Source organism: Methanosarcina sp. 2.H.A.1B.4, from assembly GCF_000979385.1.
Taxonomy (GTDB): Archaea; Halobacteriota; Methanosarcinia; order Methanosarcinales; family Methanosarcinaceae; genus Methanosarcina.
This window is the reverse complement of sequence record NZ_JJOV01000002.1, coordinates 1-23,894: the sequence shown is the minus strand read 5'-3', so window position 1 is coordinate 23,894 and position 23,894 is coordinate 1. Positions and strand designations below refer to the sequence as shown.

General features: G+C 42.9%; 23 protein-coding genes. 10 read left to right on the top strand and 13 right to left on the bottom strand.

Going from position 1 to position 23,894, the window contains the following annotated elements; translation table 11 throughout:
- Nucleotides 1-110: 110 nt before the first annotated feature.
- Entirely contained in the window at nt 111-272 is a 162-nt protein-coding gene (locus tag EO92_RS17335) for a hypothetical protein (RefSeq protein ID WP_156161173.1), read from the top strand.
- A 39-nt stretch (nt 273-311) separates the two neighbouring features.
- Here the strand turns inward: EO92_RS17335 and EO92_RS00225 are convergent, their stop codons facing one another.
- Entirely contained in the window at nt 312-926 is a 615-nt protein-coding gene (locus tag EO92_RS00225; RefSeq protein ID WP_048168648.1) for a hypothetical protein, read from the bottom strand.
- Between the two features lie 495 nt (nt 927-1,421).
- Here EO92_RS00225 and EO92_RS00220 point away from each other — a divergent pair, with 495 nt between their 5' ends.
- Nucleotides 1,422-1,742, top strand: a complete 321-nt coding sequence (locus EO92_RS00220) for a hypothetical protein (protein ID WP_048168647.1) — start codon at nt 1,422-1,424, stop codon at nt 1,740-1,742.
- Between the two features lie 145 nt (nt 1,743-1,887).
- Here EO92_RS00220 and EO92_RS00215 read toward each other — a convergent pair whose 3' ends face one another.
- Nucleotides 1,888-2,403 carry an NTPase gene (locus tag EO92_RS00215; protein WP_048168646.1) on the bottom strand — a complete coding sequence of 172 codons (516 nt, stop codon included), beginning with the start codon at nt 2,401-2,403 and terminating at the stop codon, nt 1,888-1,890.
- Between the two features lie 146 nt (nt 2,404-2,549).
- On the opposite strand from EO92_RS00215, the gene EO92_RS00210 reads away from it, so the two are divergent.
- Nucleotides 2,550-2,741, top strand: a complete 192-nt coding sequence (locus EO92_RS00210) for a hypothetical protein (RefSeq protein ID WP_048168645.1) — start codon at nt 2,550-2,552, stop codon at nt 2,739-2,741.
- 114 nt (nt 2,742-2,855) lie between these two features.
- Here the strand turns inward: EO92_RS00210 and rsgA are convergent, their stop codons facing one another.
- A complete protein-coding gene (gene rsgA / locus EO92_RS00205) occupies nt 2,856-3,953 on the bottom strand; it encodes a ribosome small subunit-dependent GTPase A (RefSeq protein WP_048168644.1) in 1,098 nt (365 codons plus the stop codon).
- Between the two features lie 81 nt (nt 3,954-4,034).
- The gene (locus EO92_RS00200) at nt 4,035-4,532 is read right to left on the bottom strand and encodes a Holliday junction resolvase-like protein (protein WP_235283102.1); all 498 of its coding nucleotides are present in this window, start codon (nt 4,530-4,532) and stop codon (nt 4,035-4,037) included.
- A 281-nt stretch (nt 4,533-4,813) separates the two neighbouring features.
- On the opposite strand from EO92_RS00200, the gene EO92_RS00195 reads away from it, so the two are divergent.
- Nucleotides 4,814-5,860 (top strand): hypothetical protein, encoded by a 1,047-nt coding sequence (locus EO92_RS00195; protein ID WP_048132385.1) that lies wholly within the window; start codon nt 4,814-4,816, stop codon nt 5,858-5,860.
- Entirely contained in the window at nt 5,861-6,736 is an 876-nt protein-coding gene (locus EO92_RS00190; RefSeq protein WP_048168643.1) for a mechanosensitive ion channel family protein, read from the top strand.
- Nucleotides 6,737-7,624: 888 nt separating this feature from the next.
- Here the strand turns inward: EO92_RS00190 and EO92_RS00185 are convergent.
- Nucleotides 7,625-8,470 carry a mechanosensitive ion channel family protein gene (locus tag EO92_RS00185; protein WP_235283101.1) on the bottom strand — a complete coding sequence of 282 codons (846 nt, stop codon included), beginning with the start codon at nt 8,468-8,470 and terminating at the stop codon, nt 7,625-7,627.
- Between the two features lie 405 nt (nt 8,471-8,875).
- Between EO92_RS00185 and EO92_RS00180 the strand changes: the two genes are divergently transcribed.
- The 3 genes from EO92_RS00180 (at nt 8,876) to EO92_RS00170 (ending at nt 10,961) form a co-directional block, all read left to right on the top strand.
- Nucleotides 8,876-9,685: an AzlC family ABC transporter permease gene (locus tag EO92_RS00180; RefSeq protein WP_082107892.1), complete on the top strand. Its 810-nt coding sequence runs from the start codon at nt 8,876-8,878 to the stop codon at nt 9,683-9,685.
- Nucleotides 9,685-10,023, top strand: coding sequence for a branched-chain amino acid transporter permease (locus tag EO92_RS00175; protein ID WP_048168640.1), 339 nt, complete (start codon nt 9,685-9,687; stop codon nt 10,021-10,023). The genes EO92_RS00180 and EO92_RS00175 overlap by 1 nt, the downstream gene beginning before the upstream one ends.
- Before the next feature lie 80 nt (nt 10,024-10,103).
- A complete protein-coding gene (locus EO92_RS00170) occupies nt 10,104-10,961 on the top strand; it encodes a 4Fe-4S binding protein (protein ID WP_048168639.1) in 858 nt (285 codons plus the stop codon).
- A gap of 100 nt (nt 10,962-11,061) precedes the next feature.
- Here EO92_RS00170 and EO92_RS00165 read toward each other — a convergent pair whose 3' ends face one another.
- The 6 genes from EO92_RS00165 to EO92_RS00140 form a co-directional block, all read right to left on the bottom strand.
- Nucleotides 11,062-12,129: a hypothetical protein gene (locus EO92_RS00165; RefSeq protein WP_048168638.1), complete on the bottom strand. Its 1,068-nt coding sequence runs from the start codon at nt 12,127-12,129 to the stop codon at nt 11,062-11,064.
- A 282-nt stretch (nt 12,130-12,411) separates the two neighbouring features.
- The gene (locus tag EO92_RS00160; protein ID WP_048168637.1) at nt 12,412-12,921 is read right to left on the bottom strand and encodes a nitroreductase family protein; all 510 of its coding nucleotides are present in this window, start codon (nt 12,919-12,921) and stop codon (nt 12,412-12,414) included.
- A gap of 486 nt (nt 12,922-13,407) precedes the next feature.
- Nucleotides 13,408-13,839 carry a serine O-acetyltransferase gene (locus EO92_RS00155; protein WP_235283004.1) on the bottom strand — a complete coding sequence of 144 codons (432 nt, stop codon included), beginning with the start codon at nt 13,837-13,839 and terminating at the stop codon, nt 13,408-13,410.
- 1,114 nt (nt 13,840-14,953) lie between these two features.
- Nucleotides 14,954-15,502, bottom strand: coding sequence for a ferredoxin-thioredoxin reductase catalytic domain-containing protein (locus EO92_RS00150; RefSeq protein ID WP_048168635.1), 549 nt, complete (start codon nt 15,500-15,502; stop codon nt 14,954-14,956).
- A 14-nt stretch (nt 15,503-15,516) separates the two neighbouring features.
- Nucleotides 15,517-15,822 (bottom strand): glutaredoxin family protein, encoded by a 306-nt coding sequence (locus EO92_RS00145; protein ID WP_048163034.1) that lies wholly within the window; start codon nt 15,820-15,822, stop codon nt 15,517-15,519.
- A 251-nt stretch (nt 15,823-16,073) separates the two neighbouring features.
- On the bottom strand, nt 16,074-17,561 hold the full coding sequence (locus EO92_RS00140) for an MFS transporter (protein ID WP_048168634.1): 1,488 nt from the start codon (nt 17,559-17,561) through the stop codon (nt 16,074-16,076).
- 740 nt (nt 17,562-18,301) lie between these two features.
- Here EO92_RS00140 and EO92_RS00135 point away from each other — a divergent pair.
- Nucleotides 18,302-19,426, top strand: coding sequence for a DUF21 domain-containing protein (locus tag EO92_RS00135; protein ID WP_048168633.1), 1,125 nt, complete (start codon nt 18,302-18,304; stop codon nt 19,424-19,426).
- 215 nt (nt 19,427-19,641) lie between these two features.
- A complete protein-coding gene (locus EO92_RS00130; RefSeq protein WP_048168632.1) occupies nt 19,642-20,952 on the top strand; it encodes a hemolysin family protein in 1,311 nt (436 codons plus the stop codon).
- Between the two features lie 26 nt (nt 20,953-20,978).
- Here EO92_RS00130 and EO92_RS00125 read toward each other — a convergent pair whose 3' ends face one another.
- Together EO92_RS00125 and EO92_RS00120 are read right to left on the bottom strand one after the other, a co-directional pair.
- Nucleotides 20,979-22,655 (bottom strand): nitroreductase family protein, encoded by a 1,677-nt coding sequence (locus EO92_RS00125; protein WP_048168631.1) that lies wholly within the window; start codon nt 22,653-22,655, stop codon nt 20,979-20,981.
- Nucleotides 22,656-22,846: 191 nt separating this feature from the next.
- Nucleotides 22,847-23,389: a DJ-1/PfpI family protein gene (locus EO92_RS00120; protein WP_048168630.1), complete on the bottom strand. Its 543-nt coding sequence runs from the start codon at nt 23,387-23,389 to the stop codon at nt 22,847-22,849.
- Nucleotides 23,390-23,894: the final 505 nt, after the last annotated feature.

Below are 23,894 nucleotides of genomic sequence, written 5' to 3'. Positions count from 1 at the left end.
CCCGGAACAATATTTAGCCCGGATCCGGGTTACGGTTTTCCCGGAGAAAAAGGAAAAATTATTCAAGCTTTAAAAAGAAATTAACATAAAAAAGATAAGGAACGAAAAGGATGGCCGAAAGTCTGGAGCAAAACCTCGAAAAAGACGAAAAATCGGAAAAGGACGAAAAATCGGAAAAAGAAAGGATATTGAGGAACAAACTAATTCTGGTTACCTCAAAACTTTTTATAGTAATATTCTTGATCCTGCTAGCCCTGCTCTCCCACAAGTAAAGTAGGATACGGCGGACAGGGTCGATTTATTCAGGCAACTTATTTTTCTTTGACCAGACAGGGTGCTCTACAGTGAGAGCTGATCCTGGACGAGACCGGCCCGTAATTATCTCCTGTACAGAAAACGATACTTTTGATACCGTATCCTCCTGACAACACAATCGTATTGTTGCGGGGGTAAAAAGTTACTTTTTTTACGTTTTTCCACTTCATAACCTGATATTGTCCGGCATTTGCCAGGAAGCCCGTTCCTGCTGCTGTTGGGTTCCGGAGAAGAAGCCCAAGGATAATGAGTAAAAAGTTTACCTTACTGTTTTTCTTTTTCTGCCCGGCCCGGGTCCGGGTCTCAACTCCTTTTTCGTCCATTATGTATGTGAGTTCGTATTTGTTCCCGTAGTAAGTAAAGATGAAAAGGGCGGTCAATAAGAATACTAGGCTAATCAGCATCAGGGCATATTTGAACCCTGAAAGGTTCGTGCCGTCAGAATAAAACTGATTATCGAGAATTGATGGAAGGATTATCAAAAATACAATAGTGGCTGTGACCAGAATAGCAATTCCTAAAACTTTGATGAGCTCTTTTAAAATGAACTTGTTGTTTAATATTGAAGTGTCAATATCCCATTTAATTTTGTTTTCGTTATTAATATTCATTTTCATACCCCCTATAAATGAGTCATGTAAGTAAGAAATCTGGACTTTTAAAAACACCCCACTTTTATAATAAATTAAGATATATATAAATAAATGCCTGAGAATACGTCTTTAAACGTACCATTGGTATTTTCATGGCCATTACTAAAAATAATTAATCAAAACCAGATTAACTGCCCTCTTGCAGGTCCTTCCATCAACCGGGGATCTTAATCGCCTCCCTATAATTGATTTAAAGATGAAAAAACTTTCAGTATCCATAATAATTTGAGCTTTGGCGTTTGAAGATCGGGAATGAAGTTGAACAATATATGTATAAAGTTTTTAAAGCAGAAACAAACTTTCCTGATATTATATATCCTTATGAAAAAAATAACACCATGACACTTTTGTTGAACCTATGTTATGGAAAAAATATTCGTATGAGTAACATCGGGAAAAATTAAAAGTTGCCAAAAATCTATAAGAAAGGGGAATTTTGAAAGAGGAAAATAAATGAAAAAGATAGTAGTTTTTTTCCTGGCATTTGCATTATGCATCAGCGCAATGTGCATGATAGGGGAAGCGGGTAAATCCACTGTTGCAACCGATTCAAGCGGTGGCGGTTATTATGGCGGAGGAGGATCCGGAAGTGGAGGCCACGACGGAGGAGGATCCGGAAGCGATGGAGGGTGTGATGATGGAGGTGAATCCGGAGGTGAAGGTGGAGCAGGAGGACCCGGAACTAAAGGCTACCATGGTGGAGCAGGATCCGGAACTAAAGGCCACCGTGGTGGAGGAGGGTCCGGAAGCGATGGTGGGTGTGAAGGAGAATAAGATCACCTGCAAGAGAAAGAATAAATCTTGAGAAATGGGCAGTTTAACCAGAAATAAAACCCAATTATTCGTTTTTTAGACATGTATGAGGGGTAATTAACCGGCAACCCTGGTGTTAAGTATTGACCGGAAAATGCTGATTCCTTTATCTCAGCCTGGCAGCGATTTTTTCAGGCAGCTCATCCCGGTTCCCCTCATCAACCGTCAAAACCTCGAATTCTTTCCTTATCCTCTGAGCCAGCAGGTGACTGCTTGACCTGTGCAGCACTGCCAGAACCGGTTTATCGGATTCCAGGACTGCTTCAACCGCCAAAACAAAAGCCTCGGATTTAAGCTCCATCGGCCCGACCTCATCGATAACTATCAGGTCACAGTCCAGGGCATTCCTGAGAGCATTTGCCCCGATTTTCTCAAGGTCTTCGAGGTTGACGTGGTACTTTCCTATCCTCGGCCCACTCCCCCTGACTCTGCTCAGGATTCCGGTTTCCCCGGTAGCAAGATCCCGAATTGAAAAACCTTCCCTCTGTCCTTCTTTCCGGATTTCGGTTGTCTGGATGCCGCCTATTTTGAAGCCCGGCTGATCGGCAAGTTTTTCAGCGGTTTTTGCAACAACTGTTGATTTCCCAATTCCGGGCCTGCCGGTTACTGCAATTCTCAACATTGTCTTTTCTCCCCCTTTCTTATCCCATTCCCCGGTAAAAATAGACCTTGATTTTATTTAAATCAGACAGCAGTGAGGTTTTCCGTTGATTATAAGAACATTGCAGAATATACTGGAATATACATCAGAAACTTCTATTATGCCAAATGCTAGCTTTCGTAGATCTATCAGGGGTTGATATTGTGACTACGGATCAGGAAATTCTTGTCAGATTGCAGGAGATCGAGAAGAGAATGGATAAGATGGAAGCCACGCTGGAAAGCATTAACAGTGTCCTTAAAAAAGTGGAGCAAAATACTTATTTTGGGTGTTATGTAGAGGGAGAAAAGCTGGATTAAAACAGTCCTCCGGGTTTTTCCTGAAACTTCAAAATCAGAAGATATGGCAGGGTTTCAGCTTGTTCTGGAGGACAATTCAGGGGGTACCGGTTGAGTTTACGCAGAGCATTCAGCTTACGGCTTGCCCGTAAATTTTCGATATTTTTTTATGGTCACTGCAATTTCCCTGTATTTTTCTTTTTCAAGCCGTTTCAGTCCGATTTCTGATTTTTTCGACTGGAATATGAGTTCGTCGTTTAACCTGTGATAGCTGTCCAGCCGCTCCTCCGGAATAAGCCCGTCCTTTACTGCCTGCAGGACAGCACAGCCTGGTTCATCAAGGTGAGTGCAGTCTTTGAACCGGCAGTTGCGGGCTGCAAGGACAATCTCGGAAAAAGCTTTTTCAAGGCCCTCAGAAGAGTCTCCAAGCTGGATTTCCCTGATCCCCGGGTTATCTATAACAATTGCGCCGTTGGGAAGCAGGAACAGCTGGCGGACTGTTGTAGTGTGTCTCCCTTTCTCATCGTCTTTCCGGACATCCGCGGTTTTCTGGATAGCTTTATCGAAAAAAGCGTTGATAAGCGTGGATTTTCCAACGCCGGAGGAACCTATAAGTGCCACTGTTTCCCCGGGGTTGAGATAAGGACTGAGTGCATCAAGCCCGTCTTTTGAAAGGGCACTTAAAGGAATAACCGGAACGTCCCCTGCAATAGACTGTATTTTTTCTGTTATCAGGACAGGGTCATCCGCAAGGTCGATTTTGTTCAGCAAAATTACCGGGCTTGCCCCGGAGGAATACACAACGGTAAGATACCTTTCAAGCCTTCGAAGGTTAAGGTCTTTTCCCACTGAAGTTACAATAAAGATAGTATCAAGATTTGCAGCAAGCACCTGCTCCCCGCTCCCATCCCCCGGAGCCCCTCTTGACAGGCAGGTCCTTCTGGGGAGGATATTCACAATTATGCGTGAGCCCAGTTCCGGCTGGTCCAGTAAAACTACAAAATCCCCTACTACCGGTTGTTTGCCAATTCGCAGGAGTGCCCCGGAAATTCCTGCCTGTACGACAGCACCCGGAATCAGAATTTCACAGACCGTTTTATGCCGGGATACGACTCTTCCGGCAATGTATGGGCCTTTGTAGGCAGTAAATGCTGATTCAAGCTTTTCATTCCAGCCGGGAACACGATTCATGGAATTATGACCCGTACTTTCCGTTTCATGTCGGTCATTCATCGAATAGAACTATCAATTTTACACTGATAAAACTATTGATTTTTATAAAGCAGCCCCGGGAAAAAGGTTGACAAAAGGGAATTATTCTTTGTTGTGGATGATCTCGTAGCTTACCTTTCCTCTGTTGATACACTCCCTGACAAGCTTTTCTCTCGGAGAAAGGGCGCAGGTTTTTCCGGATTTGACCTCAACAAAGACCACCTTATTCATTTCTCCTTCTGAAAGGCCGTCAAAGATAATGAAGTCCACAGGAGTTCCGAGGAATCTCGCGTCCTTGGGGTTGTATTCGAATTCAGGGAAATAAGGGATCAGGTGTTCCGTGACCTTGCCACGGATTACGGCTTCGCTTTTCTTTACGGCGTCCTGGCGGATTTTTTTCTCCTCGTCAAGCTTCCAGGTCCTGAAGAGAGTATCGGCTTTTTCGGAGACCTGGCGTTCCATCTCCCGGGTCTGCCAGGTTTCATACAGGTCTCTTGCACGGGATTCGACCCTGCCTTTAAATTTGATGTATTTAACGAGCAGGTAAACTATAAGGAGGGCAAGAAAAAGGATAAGGGTTGAAATCATCCAGTCATCCACAGCTATTTCTCCTGAAAGGGGGTGAGGTTTTCAATAGAGTAAATAAAGTGAGGAGTAAATTTTTAAGAATAAATTTCAGACTCTATAAATGGCTATAAATATTTAAAAGTTCCAGCCGAATTTCGTTTCCACTAAATTAATACCTTAAAGATTCCTGTGACTACCTTACAAAGTCCTGCGACTACCTTAAAGAGTCCTGTTCCTGAAAATAACTTAATTCGGGCAAAAATATCAGCAGTATCTATTAAGTACAATACAGGGAATATAAAATAGGGGATACAGTGGGGACTCAGCACAGCGGCTCTGAAGAAAACGGTTTCGTCGAGGTTCTCGGACTGCGGGACGAAATTGGAGAAATACAGGCGTCAATTGCTGATTATGAGATAGGGAAAAAACTGAATATAGCCATAGTAGCCGGGACTCTTGCAGGAAAGACTACTCTGCTTGGTGAAATAGAGAAGATAAATTTAAGCAGGGCTACAGGAATCACTTTTTCCGAAATTGTCCGGGACAGAAAGGAGATTTCCCTTCCGGATGACGCTAAAAGAATAGCGCTCTTTGACAACTGCCACTATCTGTACATGAGAAAACCCGGCGGTTTTGACATATTTTATGAGTTTCTGGACATGATAAGCTCTCAGGAAAGGCTATTCATCACTACCTGGAACCTTTATTCCTGGAGATACTTAAACGAAGCCTTCGGACTCGAGAGGTATTTTCCGGTACAGATCTTCATCCCTGCCTTCGAGAAAGAAAATCTCAGGCTCTTTATCTTCAAAAGGTATGGAAAAGCGGAGATCAGATTTTATAACGGTAAAGAGTCCGAAGAAGAGCCTCTCATATACATTGTAAAATATCCGCTTGAGTTTTCCTCGCTGGGCAGGAAAATCCTCATCCCGGTCCCGAAAATAAACACCCCTTACCTTAAGAGCCGCCTCCTGAATAAGAAAGAAACACAAACTGCTGAAGACCGGGTATTTGAAAAGATCTACCAGGAATCAAAAGGCAACCCCGGCATTGCATGGAAGATCTGGGAGCTTGGGCTTGATTATCCCCGGATACAGCCTGAAGATGTAGGGCAGTTTTCATTTGATATAGAGCTTGAATACGAAGAAGCCTTTGTTTTAAGCCTGATCCTTTCATACCAGGCTCTGGAAAAAGCCGAAATTGCCGAAATGATAGGTTCTGCATTCAGGACGGATGAAATTATCTTCAGGCTTCTAAATCAGGAACTAATTTTTAAAGATGAAGTCGGTTCCTTCCGTGTCAGGCCTGAAGCCCTGCACAGCGTCGTTGCTTATATGGAAAAACTGAGGCTGGTGTGGTAAATGGCAAATGGAGACACAGGTGCGCAGCAATTTCTGGAAACCATCAGGTCTATAGATACTCAAACCCTCATAACTATGTTCCTGATTCTTTCCATTGCCTATGTGCTCGGCAGGGTTATTACCATACTTTTATCAAAGCTTTCGGAAAAAATGAACCAAAGTGGAAGGGTAAAAGTAAAACTGATTATCCCTGTGGTAAAGTTTGTAATCTATATTGTGGCGTTTTATTATATTTTTAGGCAAATATTCATAATTTTCGGGCCGGAACTGTTCCTCCTTACAGGGCTTCTGGGTGCAGCCATCGGTTTTGGAGTTAAAGACCTTTTTGCAGACTTTGTCGGAGGAATTGTAATTACATTTGAAAAACCGTACCAGATAGGGGATAAAATCGCCCTTGGAAATTATTATGGTGAAGTCACTGATATAGGGCTAAGGGCAACGAAATTGGTCACCCCGGATGATAATACTGTCACGGCTCCGAATAGCCTGATATTCAATGAAAGTGTTGCCAGTGGAAATTATGGGGCTTCGGAAATGATGGTTGTAATAGACCTGTATATTGCAGGAGAGTCAGATGTAGAGCCTGCAATGAGGATCTTGCGGGAAGCAGTTGTAAGCTCCAAATATGTTTACATCTCCAAAAAAAGACCTGTTACCCTGCTGCACAAAGCTCTCCCGTTTTATACCAGGTTAAGGGCTAAAGCATATGTAAATGATCTAAGAGATGAATTCAAGTTTGAATCCGATGTACACACAAGAACCTGGATAGAATTCCAGAAGAATGGGATCAGGCCTCCACAACTCCATATCCTCAACATTCCTCCAATAGAGGAAAACATTGACTCAAATGCTACGACCCGGAGAAATTCCAGTTAAATACAGTAGCTCGGAAAGGTTCCGAATTCAATACGGATTTTCGGAGGAATCTCGAGCTTTGAGCCCATTTTATGCAGTTCTTTATTTTATGTAGTTCTTCAAACCTTTAGCCCGGCAACATGAAGTTCTGTTTCCTTTTCCTCTGATTGGCTAATGAATTGAAATGTGCAGGAACCAGAAAAAATCTGACGAAAAATCCTGGCAGTCTCCTATTAATCTTTTGATATTATCCAGAACGTTGGAAATAGTATTTCCGGATTATTTTCCCCTACCACACAGGGCTGTAACCGGCCTTCTGCCAGGTAAAAAAAGAACTGAAGAAATAATCCTGCATGTCCGATAAATACTTCCATTTACCCCCAGAAACCGGTTTTAAATTCATGCATTATCGGATGCCTCCGCCAGCTTGTCTGGCGGCCCTGAAAAAACAGCAGAAAACAGCAGAAAACAGCAGAAAACAGCAGAAAGTTATCAGTTTCCCTAGTCACTTTTACATGTTAATTTCTTAAAGGGGTCCTTAGTCGTTTTTACTTGTTACTTTTATCTCTTCTTCTTCTTCTTCTTCTGTCTTCCTATTTTTTGTAAGGCCGCTCTCCTGCGTCGAGCGTAACAGGAACGACTCGTTAAGGCGAATAAGGTTGTATTGGTCATGAATATTTATTATTCAGACCACTTGACATAGCGAATCTCACTGCTACAATCCATCAATTAGTCCTCTTGAGCGCAGCGAAAAGGACCGCGTACTGTTGCGATTACATCGCAACTCCCAGAAAATCTCCGATTTCCTGAGATCCCGAGTCGCAATTCGGGCGAGTCGCAATTCGGGCGAGTCTCAATTCGGGGAGTGAAGCTCACTACTGTCTATAAATATATGTGCTGTTTTACACCTCATCCTTTATCTGGAGACTTCATAAGATCGATACTCGTAGCGGTTCCCACCATAATATCCTCTTCTTTTTCCAGAGCTTCAAGGATGTTTGAGATCAGAAGGTGGCTGATTGCTCTCCTTTTTCTGGGATCTACTACATACCTCAACCGCATTTCGATCCAGTTTTCCTGCATCTTCGTGTAGAGTTTTGTCTGCACATCATAGGTTGTAATAAAGTATTTTTCTCCCATGAGAAGGAGCTCCTTCTGCGCCAGATCCTCGAACTCTACTACGATCGGACCCGCGGTTTTGAGGGCAATTTCTTCGGCTTTTTTCCAGTTACTGCCGTAAATCAGCAAAATCCGGATTTCATCCCAGATGAAGGAATAGTCCTTCGTATAGTTTTTAATCGTCTGGTTGAGGACAAAACTGTTCGGGATATGGAGAATCCTGCCAGTGTACTGGTCTGCGTCCACCCATTCCTTGATTTCCATAACTGTGGTGTTGAAACTCCCTATATCCAGCACATCCCCTGTACTGTCTCCTACCTGAATTCGGTCTCCTGCTTTAAAGGGATGAGATATGATTATGAGAATTCCTCCGGCTATGCTCCTCAGAAGGTCCTGAAGGGCGATTGCAACTCCGGCACTCAGGATCCCATAAGCGATAAGCAGGGTGCTGGTCCTCTCAACCCAGATTGCAAAAAGGGAAGCAAAAACAAGTACTGTGATGAGGATTGATACCGTTTTCCTCAGGGTGTATCTGTCTTTGGAAGCTGAAACTCTTCTCAGGATAAGATTTCCGGTAAGGGAATTTATTATATAGGCTAGAAAAACTACAATTAAAGAGGTAAGAAGAGCATCCAATAGAGACCGATCCTCGACGATATAAAAGTCAGTCAGATACCGGATATATGCAATAAAAAGTATCAAAAACAGCAGGATAAAAACATTCAGTCTTTGGAGAACCCCCATGTAATAAAATATGAGGTTATTTATATATCAATGTGATCAGACCTTACGAACCAATTCAATTCAATTAAAAACCCGTCTTTGCGGTTGAAGACCAAGCTTTAATTTGATCGAAATCGGTCAGTTCCAGCCTTGAAGGGGAGCTTGAAAGGCTCTTCCAAATAACAATAAATCATCAAGTTTTACCTTAATCTGACAATAATTATTATTTTTTTTCATTACATTTAAATATAATAAATACAATTTATGTTTTTCATTCTTCAGGAAAAATTACGGAAAAAGGGTAACAGAAGAGATAGTATGACTGAAAAGGAGGTAAAAAGGCACGAAATAAGGGAAGGTAATATGAACCTTTTCATGAGTGCCCTCAAGACCACGGTTCCTGTATTTCTCGGATACATACCCCTCGGAATGGCTTTTGGATTCCTGCTTAACGGTGCCGGATATCACTGGATTTATGCTTTCCTGATGAGCCTTTTTATTTATGCGGGATCAGGCCAGTTTCTGGCAGTAGCTTTACTTGCTGCAGGGGCGGGGCTTACTGAGTTTGTTATAGCTACCCTGCTCCTGAACCTCAGGCACTCCTTTTACGGGCTGTCCCTGCTGGAAAAGTTTTCCGGGGTTGGGAAGGTCAAGCCATACCTTATCTTTGCGTTAACTGATGAGACCTATGCCCTTCTAACCACAACCGAAGTCCCGCCAGGCGGGTCAAAGGCAAGGTTTTACTTCTATATTGCAGCCCTTGATCACCTCTACTGGATCACAGGGTCGGTACTCGGAGCAGTGCTTGGCTCCATGCTGGACCTCAATCTCGAGGGCATGGCTTTTGTGCTGACTGCACTTTTTGTGGTGCTGACCATAGAGCAGTATTTCAATTCCAGCGTACGCTTCCCCTTCGTAGCCGCGGTGGGCGCAGGAGCCACCTCCCTTATACTCTTCAGCCCTGACAACATGCTGCTGATCTCGATTATCCTGGGAACTCTGGTTCTGATGGGCAGGGAAAAGTTGGTGCAGGGAAATATGAGAGTAAATAAAGGAATAAGGCAGGCTCATACACAGGCTCATGCAGCAGTAAAGCCGGTTGAAGATGGTTCACGGGAGGAAAGCTGATGACCGATACCCTGCAAATGCTCGGAACCATTGCAGTAATAGCCCTTGCGACCTTTGCTACAAGGGCACTTCCGTTCCTGTGTTTTGGCTCAAGAGAGCCTCCGGCAATACTTTCAACTATTGAAAAAAACCTGCCTCCGATGATTCTCCTGCTGCTGGTCATTTACTGCCTGAAAGATGTGCAGTGGCTTGCAGCTCCATACGGGATTCCTGAACTGTTTACGATAGGGGTTGTTGCAGGGCTGCACTTCTGGAAACGAAACGCTATGCTCAGCATCTTTGCAGGTACAGGGCTTTACATGGTACTCGTTCAGTTTAATGTTTTTTCGTTCATCTGAAAAGCGGAGATCGAATATTTTCCGTTATTACACAAGTTTTATATATGTAGACCGCGACCACACACGATGAAGTGACCTGTATGAATGAAAAAAAAGTTGATTTAGCTTCACTCAAAAGTAAAGGCTTTCTGCCCCAGAGGCAGGAAAACATGTTTTCAATGCGGCTGAAAGTTGTGAGTGGGAATCTGGACGCCGAAAAACTGCGGGAAATTGCGGATGCAGCTGAGAAATATGGGTCTGGTTATGTTCACATAACCTCAAGGCAGCAGATTGAGATTCCTTTTGTCAAACTCGAAGCTGCGGAAGAAGCAAGCTATGAGCTGGAAAAGCAGGGCATTTCAGGAGGCTCTGCCGGAAAGAGAGTAAGAGCCGTGATCGCCTGCCAGGGAGATAGGGTCTGCAGAAACGGGTTGATCGACTGCCAGAACCTGGCATGCCGGATCGATGAAAAATACTTCGGGGAAGCTGTCCCTAAAAAGCTCAAGATTGCAGTAACAGGTTGTCCTTCAGCCTGTATGAGGCCTCAGGAAAATGATTTTGGGGTCATGGGTACGGTAAAACCTGAAATCCTCGAGGAAAATTGTGTCGGCTGCAAGCGCTGTGAAAAGGCGTGTAAGGTGGGAGCAATAAAAGTCCTGGAAGATAAAGCCCGTATAGATACAGAAAAGTGCATCCTCTGCGGAGCCTGCATTGCAGCCTGCCGGAAAGATGCTCTGAGAGCAGAAAAAACCGGATGCACGATCTTTGTTGGAGGTAAAGCAGGACGCCAGCCCAGGCAAGGGACAAAACTTCTTGAGCTTGCGGATGAGACGCAGCTATTCTCAATCCTTGAAAAAACCTTTGAGTATTACAGGAGAGAAGGCCTTGACGGAGAGAGATTTGGAGAACTTCTTGACAGGCTCGGAATTGAAAAATACAGGGAAGAAGTTCTTCCCTGAACTTCTTTAAACTCGCGGAATAACTGCACTCCGAAATAAGGTAATTGGCAGATTACTTGATTACTTTTTTGATTCTTTTCGATTACCTTTGCCTTTTCAATCAACTTTCAGGCTTTGCCTTCTTCGCAAGCCAGATTCCGAGTACCCCCAGCCCTACCAGCAGCGCAATAAACTGTATTAGCCCGCCAAGGTAGGGAATTTCATAAACTATTGCAAATACAACCGCTCCGGTGAGGTAATATATCATTTTCCCGGCTTCTTTTTTGAATAGCTTCTCGTAAATCATTTCACCTGCAAGCAGTTTGACCGGTACTGTAGCGATAAGGGTTGCGAGGGTCAGGAGCAGCATCAGCAAGATTGAAAGACTCCACCCGAAAATTGTAATTAGCAGGATAAAGGAGAGGACCGGAATGAAGACCAGGAGCAAAAAGCCCAGCAGTCCGGCTTTCAACGCTGAATCCCTTACAATTTCCGCAAGTCCGGTTACAAAACCCGGGAAGGTATAGATAAGGATAAAGCCCAGGGCAAGAGATGCCAGCAGACCTATAATGAAGAAAAAGATGCTGAAACCTTCAACTTCACCTGCATACTGGTCTTGTTCTCTGGTTACGGGTGTGATACTCAGGTTTCCCCCTACCTTATCTTCAAGGTCAGAAGGGTAATTTTCGGCTTCAAGTTCAAGGTTCCCTTTAAGCTCAAAGTCCTCTCCTGTCTGGAGGGTCCCGGCAGAGACTGACCCGTCTCCATTGACGATCCCGTTAAGGATTACATTCCCTCCAGCCAGCAGGATATCACCTTCAACTGTGCTATCCTTCGAGAGAAAAATCTGACCTCCGGCTACTACCAGGTCTCCGCCAACATTCCCATTTACCCGAATCGAGCCTCCGGCTGCTATGATGTTTCCTGAAACATCCCCGTTAACAATTAGTTCTCCGCCAGCGCCGATGAAATCATCTATAACGTTTCCGTTTATCTCAAGCCTGGACCCTCCAAGTACCAGATCTCCCGGGATATCCTGATCGATCTGAAGGTCATCTCCTCCACCGAAAACGTTTCCTGAGCTCGTATATGTAAGCAAGCTCTCTTCATCAACGGCTCCTGCCGAAAAAGGCAGTGCAGCAAAAAGTATCATAAATAAAATAAGTAGTGATGCCAGCTTCTTTTCCATAGAATCACCTTCTTTGGTATCATTGAGTCTTTCCGGTTAAATTGAGTCTTTCCGGTTAACTGCTCCGGACGAATACCAGGATATTCTGGCTGGTATATTCCCACTTGTTATTATATTCCCACTTGCTGGTATATTCCCACTTGTTATTATATTCCCACTTAATACGATGAATATGTATGGAAATCCCTTAGAAAATTAAAAGGCACTTAAAGATAAAAAATAGGACGAAAAAGCCTCCAATCAGTTCTCCAATCTTTTCCCTAACCTGTATTCAGGGAGGCTTTACCAGGAATTGTCATGAATTCTTGAGGCTTCGTACCTGGACCTTCCGGGTTTTTCTTCTGCCGGATAGCCAATTGCGATTGCCGAAAACGGGGTTACATGCTCAGGAATGTTAAGTAATCCCCGGATTCCGGTGACAAGTTTTTCAGCCGGATAAACCCCTATCCAGACCGCTCCTAGCCCCAGGTCATGGGCAGCCAGTAACATGTTTTCGCTTGCAGCCGAACAGTCCTGAACCCAGAAATCCTTGAATTTCGGAACATTCTGGTCTGCGCAGATCATTAATGCAGCCGGAGCGTCCTTTAACATCTTTGCATAAGGGTGCATTTCCGAGATTTTTTCAAGCAGATCACGCCTGTCAATTATAATGAAATGCCAGGGTTGTTCATCCCCTGCTGACGGTGCACTCATGCCGGCTTTCAAAATGTTCTCAATTATATCCCTGCTGACCGGCTCTGGCAGGTATTTCCGGATGCTTCTTCTGGTGAAAATCGCGTCCATTGTTTCCATAAATATTATCCCCCATTTATTAATGTATTATTATAATGGATAAAAGTATTGTTCAGATCTGAATAGATTGTAGAGCAGTTAAAAAGATCTAAATCACAGAATCAGAAAAAGAATCAGAAAAAGAATCAGAAAAAGAATCAGAAAAAGAATCAGAAAAAGAATCAGAAAAAGAAAAAATACGTGGCTCAGAAAAGAATCCGAAAGTTCAAAAGAAGAAGATGACCCGTAAGATGATCCGTAAAATGATCCGTAAAATGATCCTTAAAATGATCCTTAAAATGATCCTTAAAATGATCCGTAAGATGGCCCGGAATTTGGTTCTAAAAGATATGTAACTGCTAATTCATCTAACTCTAAAAAACACAATCAATAGCCATTAATTTTAAAAAATAAAATTAGAGGAATTTGCCAATCGAATCTTAAGAAAGATGGCTATGGCAAATTTATTGAGGCTGCTTTTCTCAGTTTGAATAGTTATCACTTTACTTACTCAATTACAGTGATGCGATCTACAGCTTCCTGTGGATTAGGGACTGAAAGAATTTCTGTAGCTGAAATTACCATTCCCTCGGATCCTTTATTATTTATTTTTTTAGCAGGAACTCCTGCGATTGAAATCCCTTTTTCATAAAATGATTTGTTTACTACAGAATTTGCCCCAATTGCAATATTATCAGCAATTTCAATGTTTCCAAAGATTTTGGCACCTGGGCCGATGTATACATCATCTCCTATTTTTGGCGCCAAAAGAACGCTACCTCTGCCAGATCCTATATTAGTACAGGCATGTATTCTGCAATTCTCTCCAACTCTGGCATCTTTATTTACAACGATAGTTCCTCTATGGGCTATGCATAATCCAGGACCAAAAACATTTATTGGAATACTATACCCGAGATGGATACTCTTTATATGCAATCTAAAAAGTATATATTTTAAATATAGTTTATGAATTAAAGATTTTTTACAGTTATTATAATACTCAGCCTTTCTTAATAATCTCTGAAATTTCCATATATCATCACCAATTAATTTAGGCCTGTTGTAATTTTTCCCTAAAGCTAATTTGTCTGCTTCAATATATAAATCGTAATCTGCCTTTGATTTGATAATAGATATTCCCTCTTTATATATGATTATTTATATGGTTTGAGGTCTTATGCCACTGGTTTTTCCAGTTTAACTGTGGAAACTAATATGTAAAAAAATTAAAAAATGTGAATATATGTGTGATACTCACAACATTTTATTTTCAAAATTATTTTGGTTATATATAACTATTTTTAGATTAATTTGTCCAAATATTACTCACACATGAATATATATTTAGATATCTGGTATGTAAATAAATTAAGCAGAATCAATTTTCCTTATCATTAATAAGTAACATGTATATGTAGATAAGTGGCACGTAACTAAATTAAGTAGAATCAATTTTCCTTATCATTAATAAGTAACGGAAATAAGGCCAATATAAATAAAATGAAGGGAGTTTCTTTTAAGAGCATTTCGATAAACCTCTAGTTTCAGCAAGTTGCTTATAAACAATTTATACGCGTGAGACGAAGTATAGGGGCTTTAGAAATCAGCTTTAAGGAATTCCAAAACATCAATCATGTAAAGTTGAAGATAGGGGAGTCCAACCTCAATAAAACTGTATTTGCTAAAGCCCTGAGTATTCGATTCCATAGCTTAACGCCTCCAAATAAGGAAACTTTTTATGGAGTCACGAAGAAATAATTTATATTTATTAACAAAGTAAAAAAGAGAAACTTATATTTATTAACAAAGTAAAAAAGAGAAACTTATATTACTCACTTAAGGCGCAAAATCACTAACAATAGCCTTTGTGGTTTAACTTTATATTTTAGACCGCTACAGGCTTAACGGTATTGATTTCTCAGTTCAACCACGTAAGTCCTAACATATTAAGAAAAGAAGTACCTGCAGCAGTTCTGACATAGTTTTTAAAATTGAAATTTGAAGAGGATACAAAAAAGGAAAAATTACATGAAAAAATTACATGAAAAAATTACATAAACCGTTCAAATCTTTCCTTTTTCGCCTTACAGATAGGACAGACCCCTGGAGCCTCGTCCATGGCACTGAGATATCCGCAAACCTTACATCTCCATACTGGCTTTGAAAGTTTCCCTGAGAATTCCATAGTTTCCATCATCTCCGTTCTTTCAGCTTCCTCGGCTCTTTCAGCTTCTCTTTCCTCGCGGGAAGGGCGCCTTTCCGGGATAGATTCTATTTCTCTTTCTCCTCTAATGGCCTCGTCCGAAACATAGAGTGCACAGTAACAGGCTCCATAATCGTTTAGATCAGGATCTCTGTAGTAGCAGGGACAGATAATATCCAGGTCTTCCTCTTTATTTCCGGAAGCCAGTCTGCATGGACAGCCCCAGTAGCCGTAACGCTCCTCATTGACCAGCAGCCCCCGCACAAGGTCTTTTGTGAACTCGACATCAGGATTCAGGTGGTAGCCTGATTTCTCAGCCTCCTGCTTCAACCGCTTATAGACTGTGTCCACTTTCTCTTCGGATATGCCTTCTTCGGCAGTTTTCTCTTCTTTCAACCCAACTCCCCTCCTCAAAAACCAAGAGCTTCACGGATTTGTGTTTCCTTAAAACCCACAATTGCCTTTTCGTCATTTATAATAGTTGTTGGGAAAGAGATTGAAGGATTAAAACGTCTGACTATCTCAACAGCGTTGTTTTCTTCCTCTCCTTCCAGCCTGTCCACATAAATATACTCAAAATCCACTCCAAGATCGGTGAGCAGTTTCTTTGTTTTTTTACACCATACACAGGTGCTCAGCCCGTACATTACGACCTTACCCCTGTCAATTCCGGAAACATGGTTTCCTTTCTCTCTATTCCGGCTAAAAAGATCCACTAAATAAACCCCCTGCAATAATTAAGTTAGCTGTATATCTATAGCGTTTTACTCAAGACAGATTGTTGCTCTGGACTTCTGGCAGTAAATTCAAAATCCACTAGATAGTAGATTCTAGATAGTAGATTCTATAAACTCCTTATCAGAAAATGTCAGATAAAGTATATAAAATTGAGATATACTTCTCCACGGCTGCACGTCCTCGGGATACGCCAGATTACTCGAAATGGAACCTCAAGAAAGTTATTTTTTCAACGCACTGTTTTCTTACCCGCTTCAGGTATGCCTGTGCGAACCACCGAACTGGTTTTTCCTCTTACCAGAGACGCGAATACCCCGATGATGCAGAATATCGTAAACAGGATAAACGCATAATGCAGGCTCGAAACGAACTGGGAGTGATATTCGGGTGTGATCTCCACAGGGCCGATTACAACCGCAAAGATCATCATCGCGATACCCATCGAGAGCATCTGGCCGAGGAGCCGCATAGTCCCGTTCATCCCGGATGCGACACCGTAGAACCTCTTATCAACCGAACTCATAATTGCATTCGTGTTCGGGGAAGAGAAGAGCCCGAACCCTGCACCGAGTATGAGAAGGGTGAGGACCAGGTGCCAGAGAGGTGTCGTTTCTGTAAGGAAAATGAGGAAGAAGAGCCCAATTGAAGTGAGAGCCATTCCCGCCGATGCAACGATCCGCGGCTCAATCCTGTCAGAGAGCCGGCCGGCAATTGGGGAAACCATGGCCTGGACAACTGGCTGCGCTATCAGGATAAAACCTGCGTGCTCAGGCGTGAAGCCTTTTGTGTACTGCAGGTCCAGGCTTAAGAGAAAAGTCACTGCAAAAGTTGCACTGTAATTGATAAGCGCGGCAAGGTTCGAAAGGGCAAAAATCCTGTTTTTTGTCAGGAGCCTGATGTCAAGAACAGGGGAAGGTATTCTCATTTCATAAAGAGCAAAGCCGATAACCCCGAGAATTCCCGCAGCTATGAAGGCAACTCCTTTAAAGTCCGGAAGAGTTGAGAACCCGTACATAACAGCAACGACCGCTGCCCCATAGATAACAGACCCTGTAAGGTCGAACTTCTCCCCCCTGCACTCGGCCCATTCCCCTTTCAGCTTCCAGAGGATGAGAATAACCGCTGCGATGCCTATAGGGACGTTTACGAAGAAAATGCTCCTCCAGCCCAGATATTGCGTCATTAAACCTCCAAGGAAAGGTCCAAGGGAGAGCCCGAGGTAAACTGCAGTGATATAGATCCCGAGAGCCTTACCACGTTCACCCGGGGGGAAGACGGAGGTAACGATGGCAACTCCTGTCCCGAAGATCATAGCACTTCCAAGCCCCTGGATAACCCGGATACCGATCAGTATTTCTGTCGAAGGGACCATGGTCATTGCCAGGGACGCAAGGCTGAAGATAGAAATGCCGTAGAGGAAAACCTTTTTCCGTCCGTAAATATCTGCGATTTTTCCGAACGGGACAAGAAACACGGCTGAAGATAGAAGGTATGCGGTCGCAACCCAGGAGAGAGCTATTGCGTTCATATGAAATTCTGCCCCCAGTGTAGGTAGGGCAATATTTACTGCCGAACCGTCAAAAGGAGTGATAAATCCGGCAAGTATCGCAATAGTGAGTACAATTCTTTTTTCTGTGGCAGCTTCAGGAGTATCGGTAGTATGGCGAATTTCCGGAACTTTAGCAGATGATCTGGTTTTTTTTGTTTCTTTTACCATGTTTATCACTGATAAGAAGGGGCGTAATCTTCTATCTGGAGAGTCCGGAAGATTGCAAAGGGTTTGTGCACAGAATGTGGTATTAAGCAGTAATGCTCTCCTCATAATATTTATTGTCACAGTTGACTAATCAGAAATCTTAATATGATCTGCTTGTTTTTAAATATTATACAATTCAACCGGTTTTTCAGCAAGCTCGAGGGCACAGATTTAATCCGAAAAAGAAATTCTCGTCAATTTCAAGCCCTGTCTGACAAAACAGGGGCTCAATAACTGACATGGCAGAATAGCCGGTCAAAATGAGATGAAGCAAATTAAGTTATATCATCAGGGTAAATTTAACTTAATGGCAGAGTAAAAGCTTTTCCAGCAGAGGAATAGTAAACCAACAAAGCATTAGAACAAATAAACAGATAAATCATAAAATCAGCATTCATCCAAATATATAAACTAAAATAAACTAAAATAAACTAAACTAAAATAAAATAAACTAAAATAAACTAAAATAAACTAAAATAAACTAAAATAAAATAAAATAAAATAAAATAAAATAAAATTAATTCACAAACAGCTCTGGCGATGAGTTTAAGCCCTACGTGGTGAGTTTAAGCCCCGCGTGGTAAGTTTAAGCCCGACGTGATTAAATTAAGCCTGATGTGGTGAGATTAAGTTTATAAGAGATTAACTGATTAAGGATTCGACTGGACTTATACAGATATTCTAGAGGTTATGGACATAAAATGAATGAAATCATTATCTGGATACTAATTGTATTTTGCCTGACACAGTCTGCTATTTTTTCAGGGCTGACGATCGGTATTTTCGGTCTTGGAAGGTTGAGGCTTGAGATTGAAGCCGAAGCAGATAATAAAAATGCAATTAAAATCCTGCAGGTCCGGCGTGACTCAAATTTCTTGCTTACGACTATGCTCTGGGGGAACGTGGGCATAAATGTCCTTATCGCGTTGCTTACAGATTCCGTAATGGCAGGAACCTCAGCTTTTCTCTTCTCGACCTTTGGTATTACCTGTTTTGGAGAGATTGCTCCCCAGGCTTATTTTTCCAGGAACGCGCTTGCGCTTGGGGCAAAGCTGACTCCTCTTGTCCGCTTTTACCAGATGCTGCTCTATCCGGTTGCAAAACCGACAGCCCTTATCCTTGACTGGTGGCTGGGCAGGGAAAAACTTGATCTGTTCAGGGAGCAGGCAATGAGGATTATGCTCGAAAAACATATAGAGTCCGGAAAGACCGATATAGGCACTTTTGAAGGGATAGGGGCCCTGAACTTTCTTTCCATAGATGATGTCAACATTTCTGACGAAGGTTCTATAATAGACCAGAGGAGTATTATCTCTCTTCCTGTGGGAAATAACCGCCCTGTTTTCCCGTCATTCAATAGAGAACCATCTGACCCCTTCCTGCAGAAAATAGAAGCATCCGGAAAAAAATGGGTAATCATCACCAACCCGGCAGATGAGCCTGTAATGGTGCTGGATGCGGACGGCTTCCTGAGGGATGCAGTCTATAAGAAAGGACCTTTTATTCCGCTTTCTTACTGTCATTTCCCTGTAGTGGTAAAGTCTCCGAAAACCAGGCTTGAGAAAGTAATCCGACAGTTCAAGGTGTATCCGCAGTACCCGGAAGATGATGTAATTGACCAGGACCTCATTCTTTACTGGGGTGAGGAAAAGCGCATAGTAACAGGGTCGGATATTCTGGGCCGTCTGCTTCGCGGAATTGTGGTCGAATGCGATGTGGGCTCAGGATGTGAGACACCTGCTCCTTCCCCACAGCCCAGATTCGTCAGAAGGACAGTTTTAAGAAAAGGGAAGAAAAAAGAAACCGACGAACCAAAGAAAAAATAACCAAAAGAGAGGTAAAGAGGCAATCTTCAGTGTTTAAGGAAGCTTTCATTATTTTGATATTCTCCAAAGCTTCTGTTTCTTTTCTTCTCATTAATCACATTCCCCATTCCCGCCGGAAAAACGCCCTTCATCGATTTTTGAAGGCATCAGAATTTATTTCAGGAAACCTGTGCTATGAATAGCTTTAAATTATAATCCGCCGATATACCTGAAAAATGTCTTATTTCTTTGAAATTATCATTGTCCTTGTTCTTATAGTGCTTAATGGTATTTTTTCTCTGTCAGAATTTGCCCTGGTTTCAGCCAAGAAAACCCGCCTCAGGCAGAGAGCGGAAGAAGGGGACACACGGGCGGCCAGTGCGCTTAAACTTGCGAACGACCCCACTCCGTTTCTCTCGACAATCCAGATCGGAATCACCCTTGTAGGCATCTTTGCAGGTGCATTCGGTGGAGCAACGATAGCAGAAGAACTGGCAAGTTATCTTCAAGAAATTCCTGCTCTCGTCCCGTACAGCGATGCGCTCAGCATCGCTCTTGTAGTACTCGTAATAACCTATTTGACCCTAATATTTGGGGAACTTGTTCCAAAGCGGCTTGCTCTTAACAATGCGGAAGCAATTGCTTCTCATGTAGCAAAACCTATGTTTTTTCTCTCTTTCATAGCAAAACCACTGGTGTTTATTCTAAGCCACTCGACAGAGACCGTACTCCGGCTAATGAGGTTTCGGAAGACAACCGGACCACCGATAACAGAAGAGGAAATCAAGATTATGCTTGAGGAAGGAACCAAAGCTGGAGTATTTGAGAGAGCCGAATTGAGTATGATAAAAGGTGTTTTTGATATTGGTGACCGTCGGGTTGAATCATTGATGACGCATCGAACTGATATTGTCGCACTCGACCTGGACGATCCCGTTGGTGAGAACCTGCGAAAGATGATTGAAAGCGGTCGATCCAGTTTTCCAGCGTACGAACGAGATCTGGACGACGTTGTCGGGATGGTGTCCGTAAAAGATATCCTGGCAAAGCTCGTGGAAAGCGGTACTGTTAATATCAGAGCCTCGGTCACTAAACCGCTCTTTATACCTGAAGCTATCACCGTCCTGAAACTCCTCGAATCGTTCAAGGAAACAGGCGTGCATGTTGCCCTGATTACGGATGAATATGGAAGCATCCAGGGCATTATTACCCTGCATGACATTCTTGAAGCTATAGTGGGTGATGTCCATACCCTTGGCGAACCGGTAGAAACACAGGTGATGGCTCGAGAAGATGGTTCCTGGCTTATTGACGGGGACACGTCTATTGAAAAATTAAAGGAAGTTTTATCCGTAGATTCCTTTCCAGGGGAAAAAGAGGGATATTACCGGACTATTGCCGGCTTGATCATGTTCATCTTGCAGAGGATCCCTAAAACAGGAGACCATATCGAATTAAGGGGACTGCGCTACGAGGTGGTTGATATGGATGGTAATCGAATAGACAAAGTGCTGGCCACGCGAGTTCCCGAAAATCCAACAGAATAAATACTTTTTTTCTACAAAATAAAAAATTATTCCCTGTACGCAGGGAAGGTCAAAACCCCTATTTCCTGAAGAGGCGAACCTACTGCAAAGTGGTAGAGATCCTGGTACTCAAGCCCTTTAAGCCCCAGGGTTTCATGCAAAGGGTCATCGAAAAAACACCCTATTCCGCAACCCCTGAAACCGCGGGCCTCTGCTTCAAGGTAAAGGAGCTGCCCCAGGATTCCACATTCCCAGAAAAGGTAAGGGTACATCCATGAGCCGGATGTTTTCAGAGGCTCTTCGAACTCCGAAAGCATGCAGGCAGTAAAACAGGCATCTTCTGCCTTTCTCTGCGCACATGAAAGCTGGGCTGCAAAATGATGCAGTTCCTCTTCCACAAGCAGGTAAAATTCAAGATCATAAGGACAGCTTTCAGGTTTTTCCCACAGAAAATCCGACCTGAATGCAGTTTTAAATTTCTCCTTTTCTCCGGGTTTCCGCAGAAATATATAAAGACCTTCACGAAGTCCCTTCACCCTGTTTACAAAAAGGAGCAGGTGTGCAAAGGGTCCGGAAACAAGCGTATCGAAAACCGGGTTTTTATCGGGAAGGGTTCTTCGCAGTATGCCGTAGAAAATGTCTTTGTCCATGTAAGCACTGTTATTCATTTCCAGAGCACTTCTTCTCCTGTGAATCACACTGCGCAGAGGGACCGTATCCAGGCCTGAAGGGATTCCGTAGCCCGAAATTGTCCCGGATAAACCTGAATCTCGCCTTTCAGGCTTCAGCTCCGGCTTTTTTTCATCGGTATGGGAAGTTTCTTTCTTCCTGGTTACTGAAGCAGCCTTTTCAATATCAGCCCATTCTACATGCGCAGGACTCAAGCGATTAGGGATACCATTCCAGGAAAGATTTTTAAAATCAGAAAGTGCAGATGAAGAGACCTTACCCGATGGACATTCCTTTCCTGCAGGATAAACTGCAAGCAGACAGGCAGGCTCCTCTTTTTCAGGGCCCCGCTTTCCGGAAACACCAAGAAGTTTTGCTATATCCTCCGAACCCGTATCCACAAGAAGGCTTGTTCTCCAGCCAAGCCCTGCTGCCGCAAAGGTAAGGGCAGCAATAGCATGTCCGAGATCATGGTTTGCATACCTGAAAGCCCGGATGCCGTATTTCCAGGCAACCCGCCAGTAAATTGAAGTAAGCCCTATGAAAAATGTGCCGTCCGGAAAGCCGGAACTCAGCTTTTCCCAGGTCTCCCGGGAAAATTCAGTTCTTACCTCAAGCGCATGCGGCAAAGGAGCGTAATGGCAGACAGCCGGTTTTTCCAGAAGCTCCGGAACCGGACCGGAAATAAGGTAAACCTCTGTTGGGTGAAGGTTTCCGCTGGAAGGATTAATGCGGAGAGCCCATCTCATACTTTCTGCTTTTTTCCATACTGATAGGGCAAAGCTGTCAAAAAAAAGCTGAGAAATGCTGTTCCGGTTCAGCCCCGAAGGTTCCAGTTTCTCCGGAGAAAATGCCTGTTCATATGCAGGAAAAAGTTCGGACTTTATATCTTCTCCACTCCAGGTGTCGAGCTTTAAAACCGGAGCTCCTTTGTAGTTAAGAAAAGGGTCTGGCTTGATTGACATTTCAAGGAGTTGAGGACCGGGAGCATAGGCTTTAAAGCCATGCTTGCTAGCCTGATGATAAGACAGTATAGCTTCAAGTTCTGCATTCATAACAGGGCACCAGCTTTGCTACCGAATAATTTTCAATCCGTAGATTATATTTCCAATAAGTATATCTTATTTCAATCCATAAATAATAGTTCCGACCAATATGCCCGATTATGCCCGATTTCCAATCAGTCGACCATCTATTTAATCCGTAGATTTGGCTTCTAATTGTTTGAGTTCAATTTTCAGAGGTATTATGCTTTTTTCAGAGCTTTAAGGACGGCTTTTCCAAAGGCTTCCGCACTTTTTGGGTCTCGTCCTGTCACTACCCTGCCCGAAACTACAACTTCCCTGTCCTGGTAGACAGCCCCATGCTCCTTAAGTTCGTGTACAGTATCCGGGCTCTTAAAAACCGTACTTTCCTTCCCCTTCAGGACCCCTGCTCTTGCCAGAATCACAGGCGAGATGCAGATCGCAGAAACTACCTTTTTAAGGGAATCAGCTTCCTTTACGAGTTCACGCAGGTACTGATTGTCCCAGAGATACTTTCTTGAACCTGGCCCTCCGGAAATTACGATTGCATCATAATCATCAATTCTGACTTCGGAGATCTTGATATCAGGCTTAATCGTACCACCCAGTGTTCCTTTTGCAGTTTCAGTAAACTCAGCTGCGACCGTAACTTTTGCCCCTGCAGCTTCAAATATCTGCCTTGGAACAAAGCATTCTTCATCCCTGAACTGCTCCTGAGCAATAACAAGCAAAATCTTTTTTCCTTTGTGTTCTGGTTCTGTCATCTGGCTACCTTCCTGTATATTTAAAAAGCGAGATTTCTGCTGTCTATCTTCATTGAAAAACAATAAAGTCTGAAGAAAGATGGATTACTGAGAGACAGGATTTCTGTTTCGTATTGTATCCTGCAATGTATCTGAAAAGACCTAAATCGAAAGCTGCCGAAAGCTGATGAAAGCTGATATTAGTTTATTTTCCTGAGAACTTAAATATACATACAATCTTACTCAGAAATTGCATTAAAGGACACTGCAGTAACCCTACCCGAATAAGAAGATATTCTTAAAGATATAAATGGATGTCTTTTTGGAAGTATAAACACTTTTTACGGAAAAATTAAAAATTCAAACCCTGAACAAAAGCCAGAGCTCAGTGGAATTTATATGGTAAATTATAATATATACAATATATATCGAGTATTGTGGATATATATCATATATTAAACATCCCTTTACGAAAAACGAAGGCAAAATGCCCGTTACTTTAGTGGCGGGATGAATGCCGCCAACT

What these genes read in the sequence shown, in the direction of transcription:
- EO92_RS00170 (WP_048168639.1), top strand. Translation starts at nt 10,104, where the DNA reads ATGAATGAAAAAAAAGTTGATTTAGCTTCACTCAAAAGTAAAGGCTTT.
- EO92_RS00135 (WP_048168633.1), top strand. Translation starts at nt 18,302, where the DNA reads ATGAATGAAATCATTATCTGGATACTAATTGTATTTTGCCTGACACAG.
- EO92_RS00190 (WP_048168643.1), top strand. Translation starts at nt 5,861, where the DNA reads ATGGCAAATGGAGACACAGGTGCGCAGCAATTTCTGGAAACCATCAGG.
- EO92_RS00130 (WP_048168632.1), top strand. Translation starts at nt 19,642, where the DNA reads ATGTCTTATTTCTTTGAAATTATCATTGTCCTTGTTCTTATAGTGCTT.
- EO92_RS00120 (WP_048168630.1), bottom strand. Translation starts at nt 23,389, where the DNA reads ATGACAGAACCAGAACACAAAGGAAAAAAGATTTTGCTTGTTATTGCT.
- EO92_RS00220 (WP_048168647.1), top strand. Translation starts at nt 1,422, where the DNA reads ATGAAAAAGATAGTAGTTTTTTTCCTGGCATTTGCATTATGCATCAGC.
- EO92_RS00125 (WP_048168631.1), bottom strand. Translation starts at nt 22,655, where the DNA reads ATGAATGCAGAACTTGAAGCTATACTGTCTTATCATCAGGCTAGCAAG.
- EO92_RS00215 (WP_048168646.1), bottom strand. Translation starts at nt 2,403, where the DNA reads ATGTTGAGAATTGCAGTAACCGGCAGGCCCGGAATTGGGAAATCAACA.
- EO92_RS00210 (WP_048168645.1), top strand. Translation starts at nt 2,550, where the DNA reads ATGCTAGCTTTCGTAGATCTATCAGGGGTTGATATTGTGACTACGGAT.
- EO92_RS00175 (WP_048168640.1), top strand. Translation starts at nt 9,685, where the DNA reads ATGACCGATACCCTGCAAATGCTCGGAACCATTGCAGTAATAGCCCTT.
- EO92_RS17335 (WP_156161173.1), top strand. Translation starts at nt 111, where the DNA reads ATGGCCGAAAGTCTGGAGCAAAACCTCGAAAAAGACGAAAAATCGGAA.
- EO92_RS00160 (WP_048168637.1), bottom strand. Translation starts at nt 12,921, where the DNA reads ATGGAAACAATGGACGCGATTTTCACCAGAAGAAGCATCCGGAAATAC.
- EO92_RS00140 (WP_048168634.1), bottom strand. Translation starts at nt 17,561, where the DNA reads ATGGTAAAAGAAACAAAAAAAACCAGATCATCTGCTAAAGTTCCGGAA.
- rsgA (WP_048168644.1), bottom strand. Translation starts at nt 3,953, where the DNA reads ATGAATGACCGACATGAAACGGAAAGTACGGGTCATAATTCCATGAAT.
- EO92_RS00165 (WP_048168638.1), bottom strand. Translation starts at nt 12,129, where the DNA reads ATGGAAAAGAAGCTGGCATCACTACTTATTTTATTTATGATACTTTTT.
- EO92_RS00225 (WP_048168648.1), bottom strand. Translation starts at nt 926, where the DNA reads ATGAATATTAATAACGAAAACAAAATTAAATGGGATATTGACACTTCA.
- EO92_RS00180 (WP_082107892.1), top strand. Translation starts at nt 8,876, where the DNA reads ATGACTGAAAAGGAGGTAAAAAGGCACGAAATAAGGGAAGGTAATATG.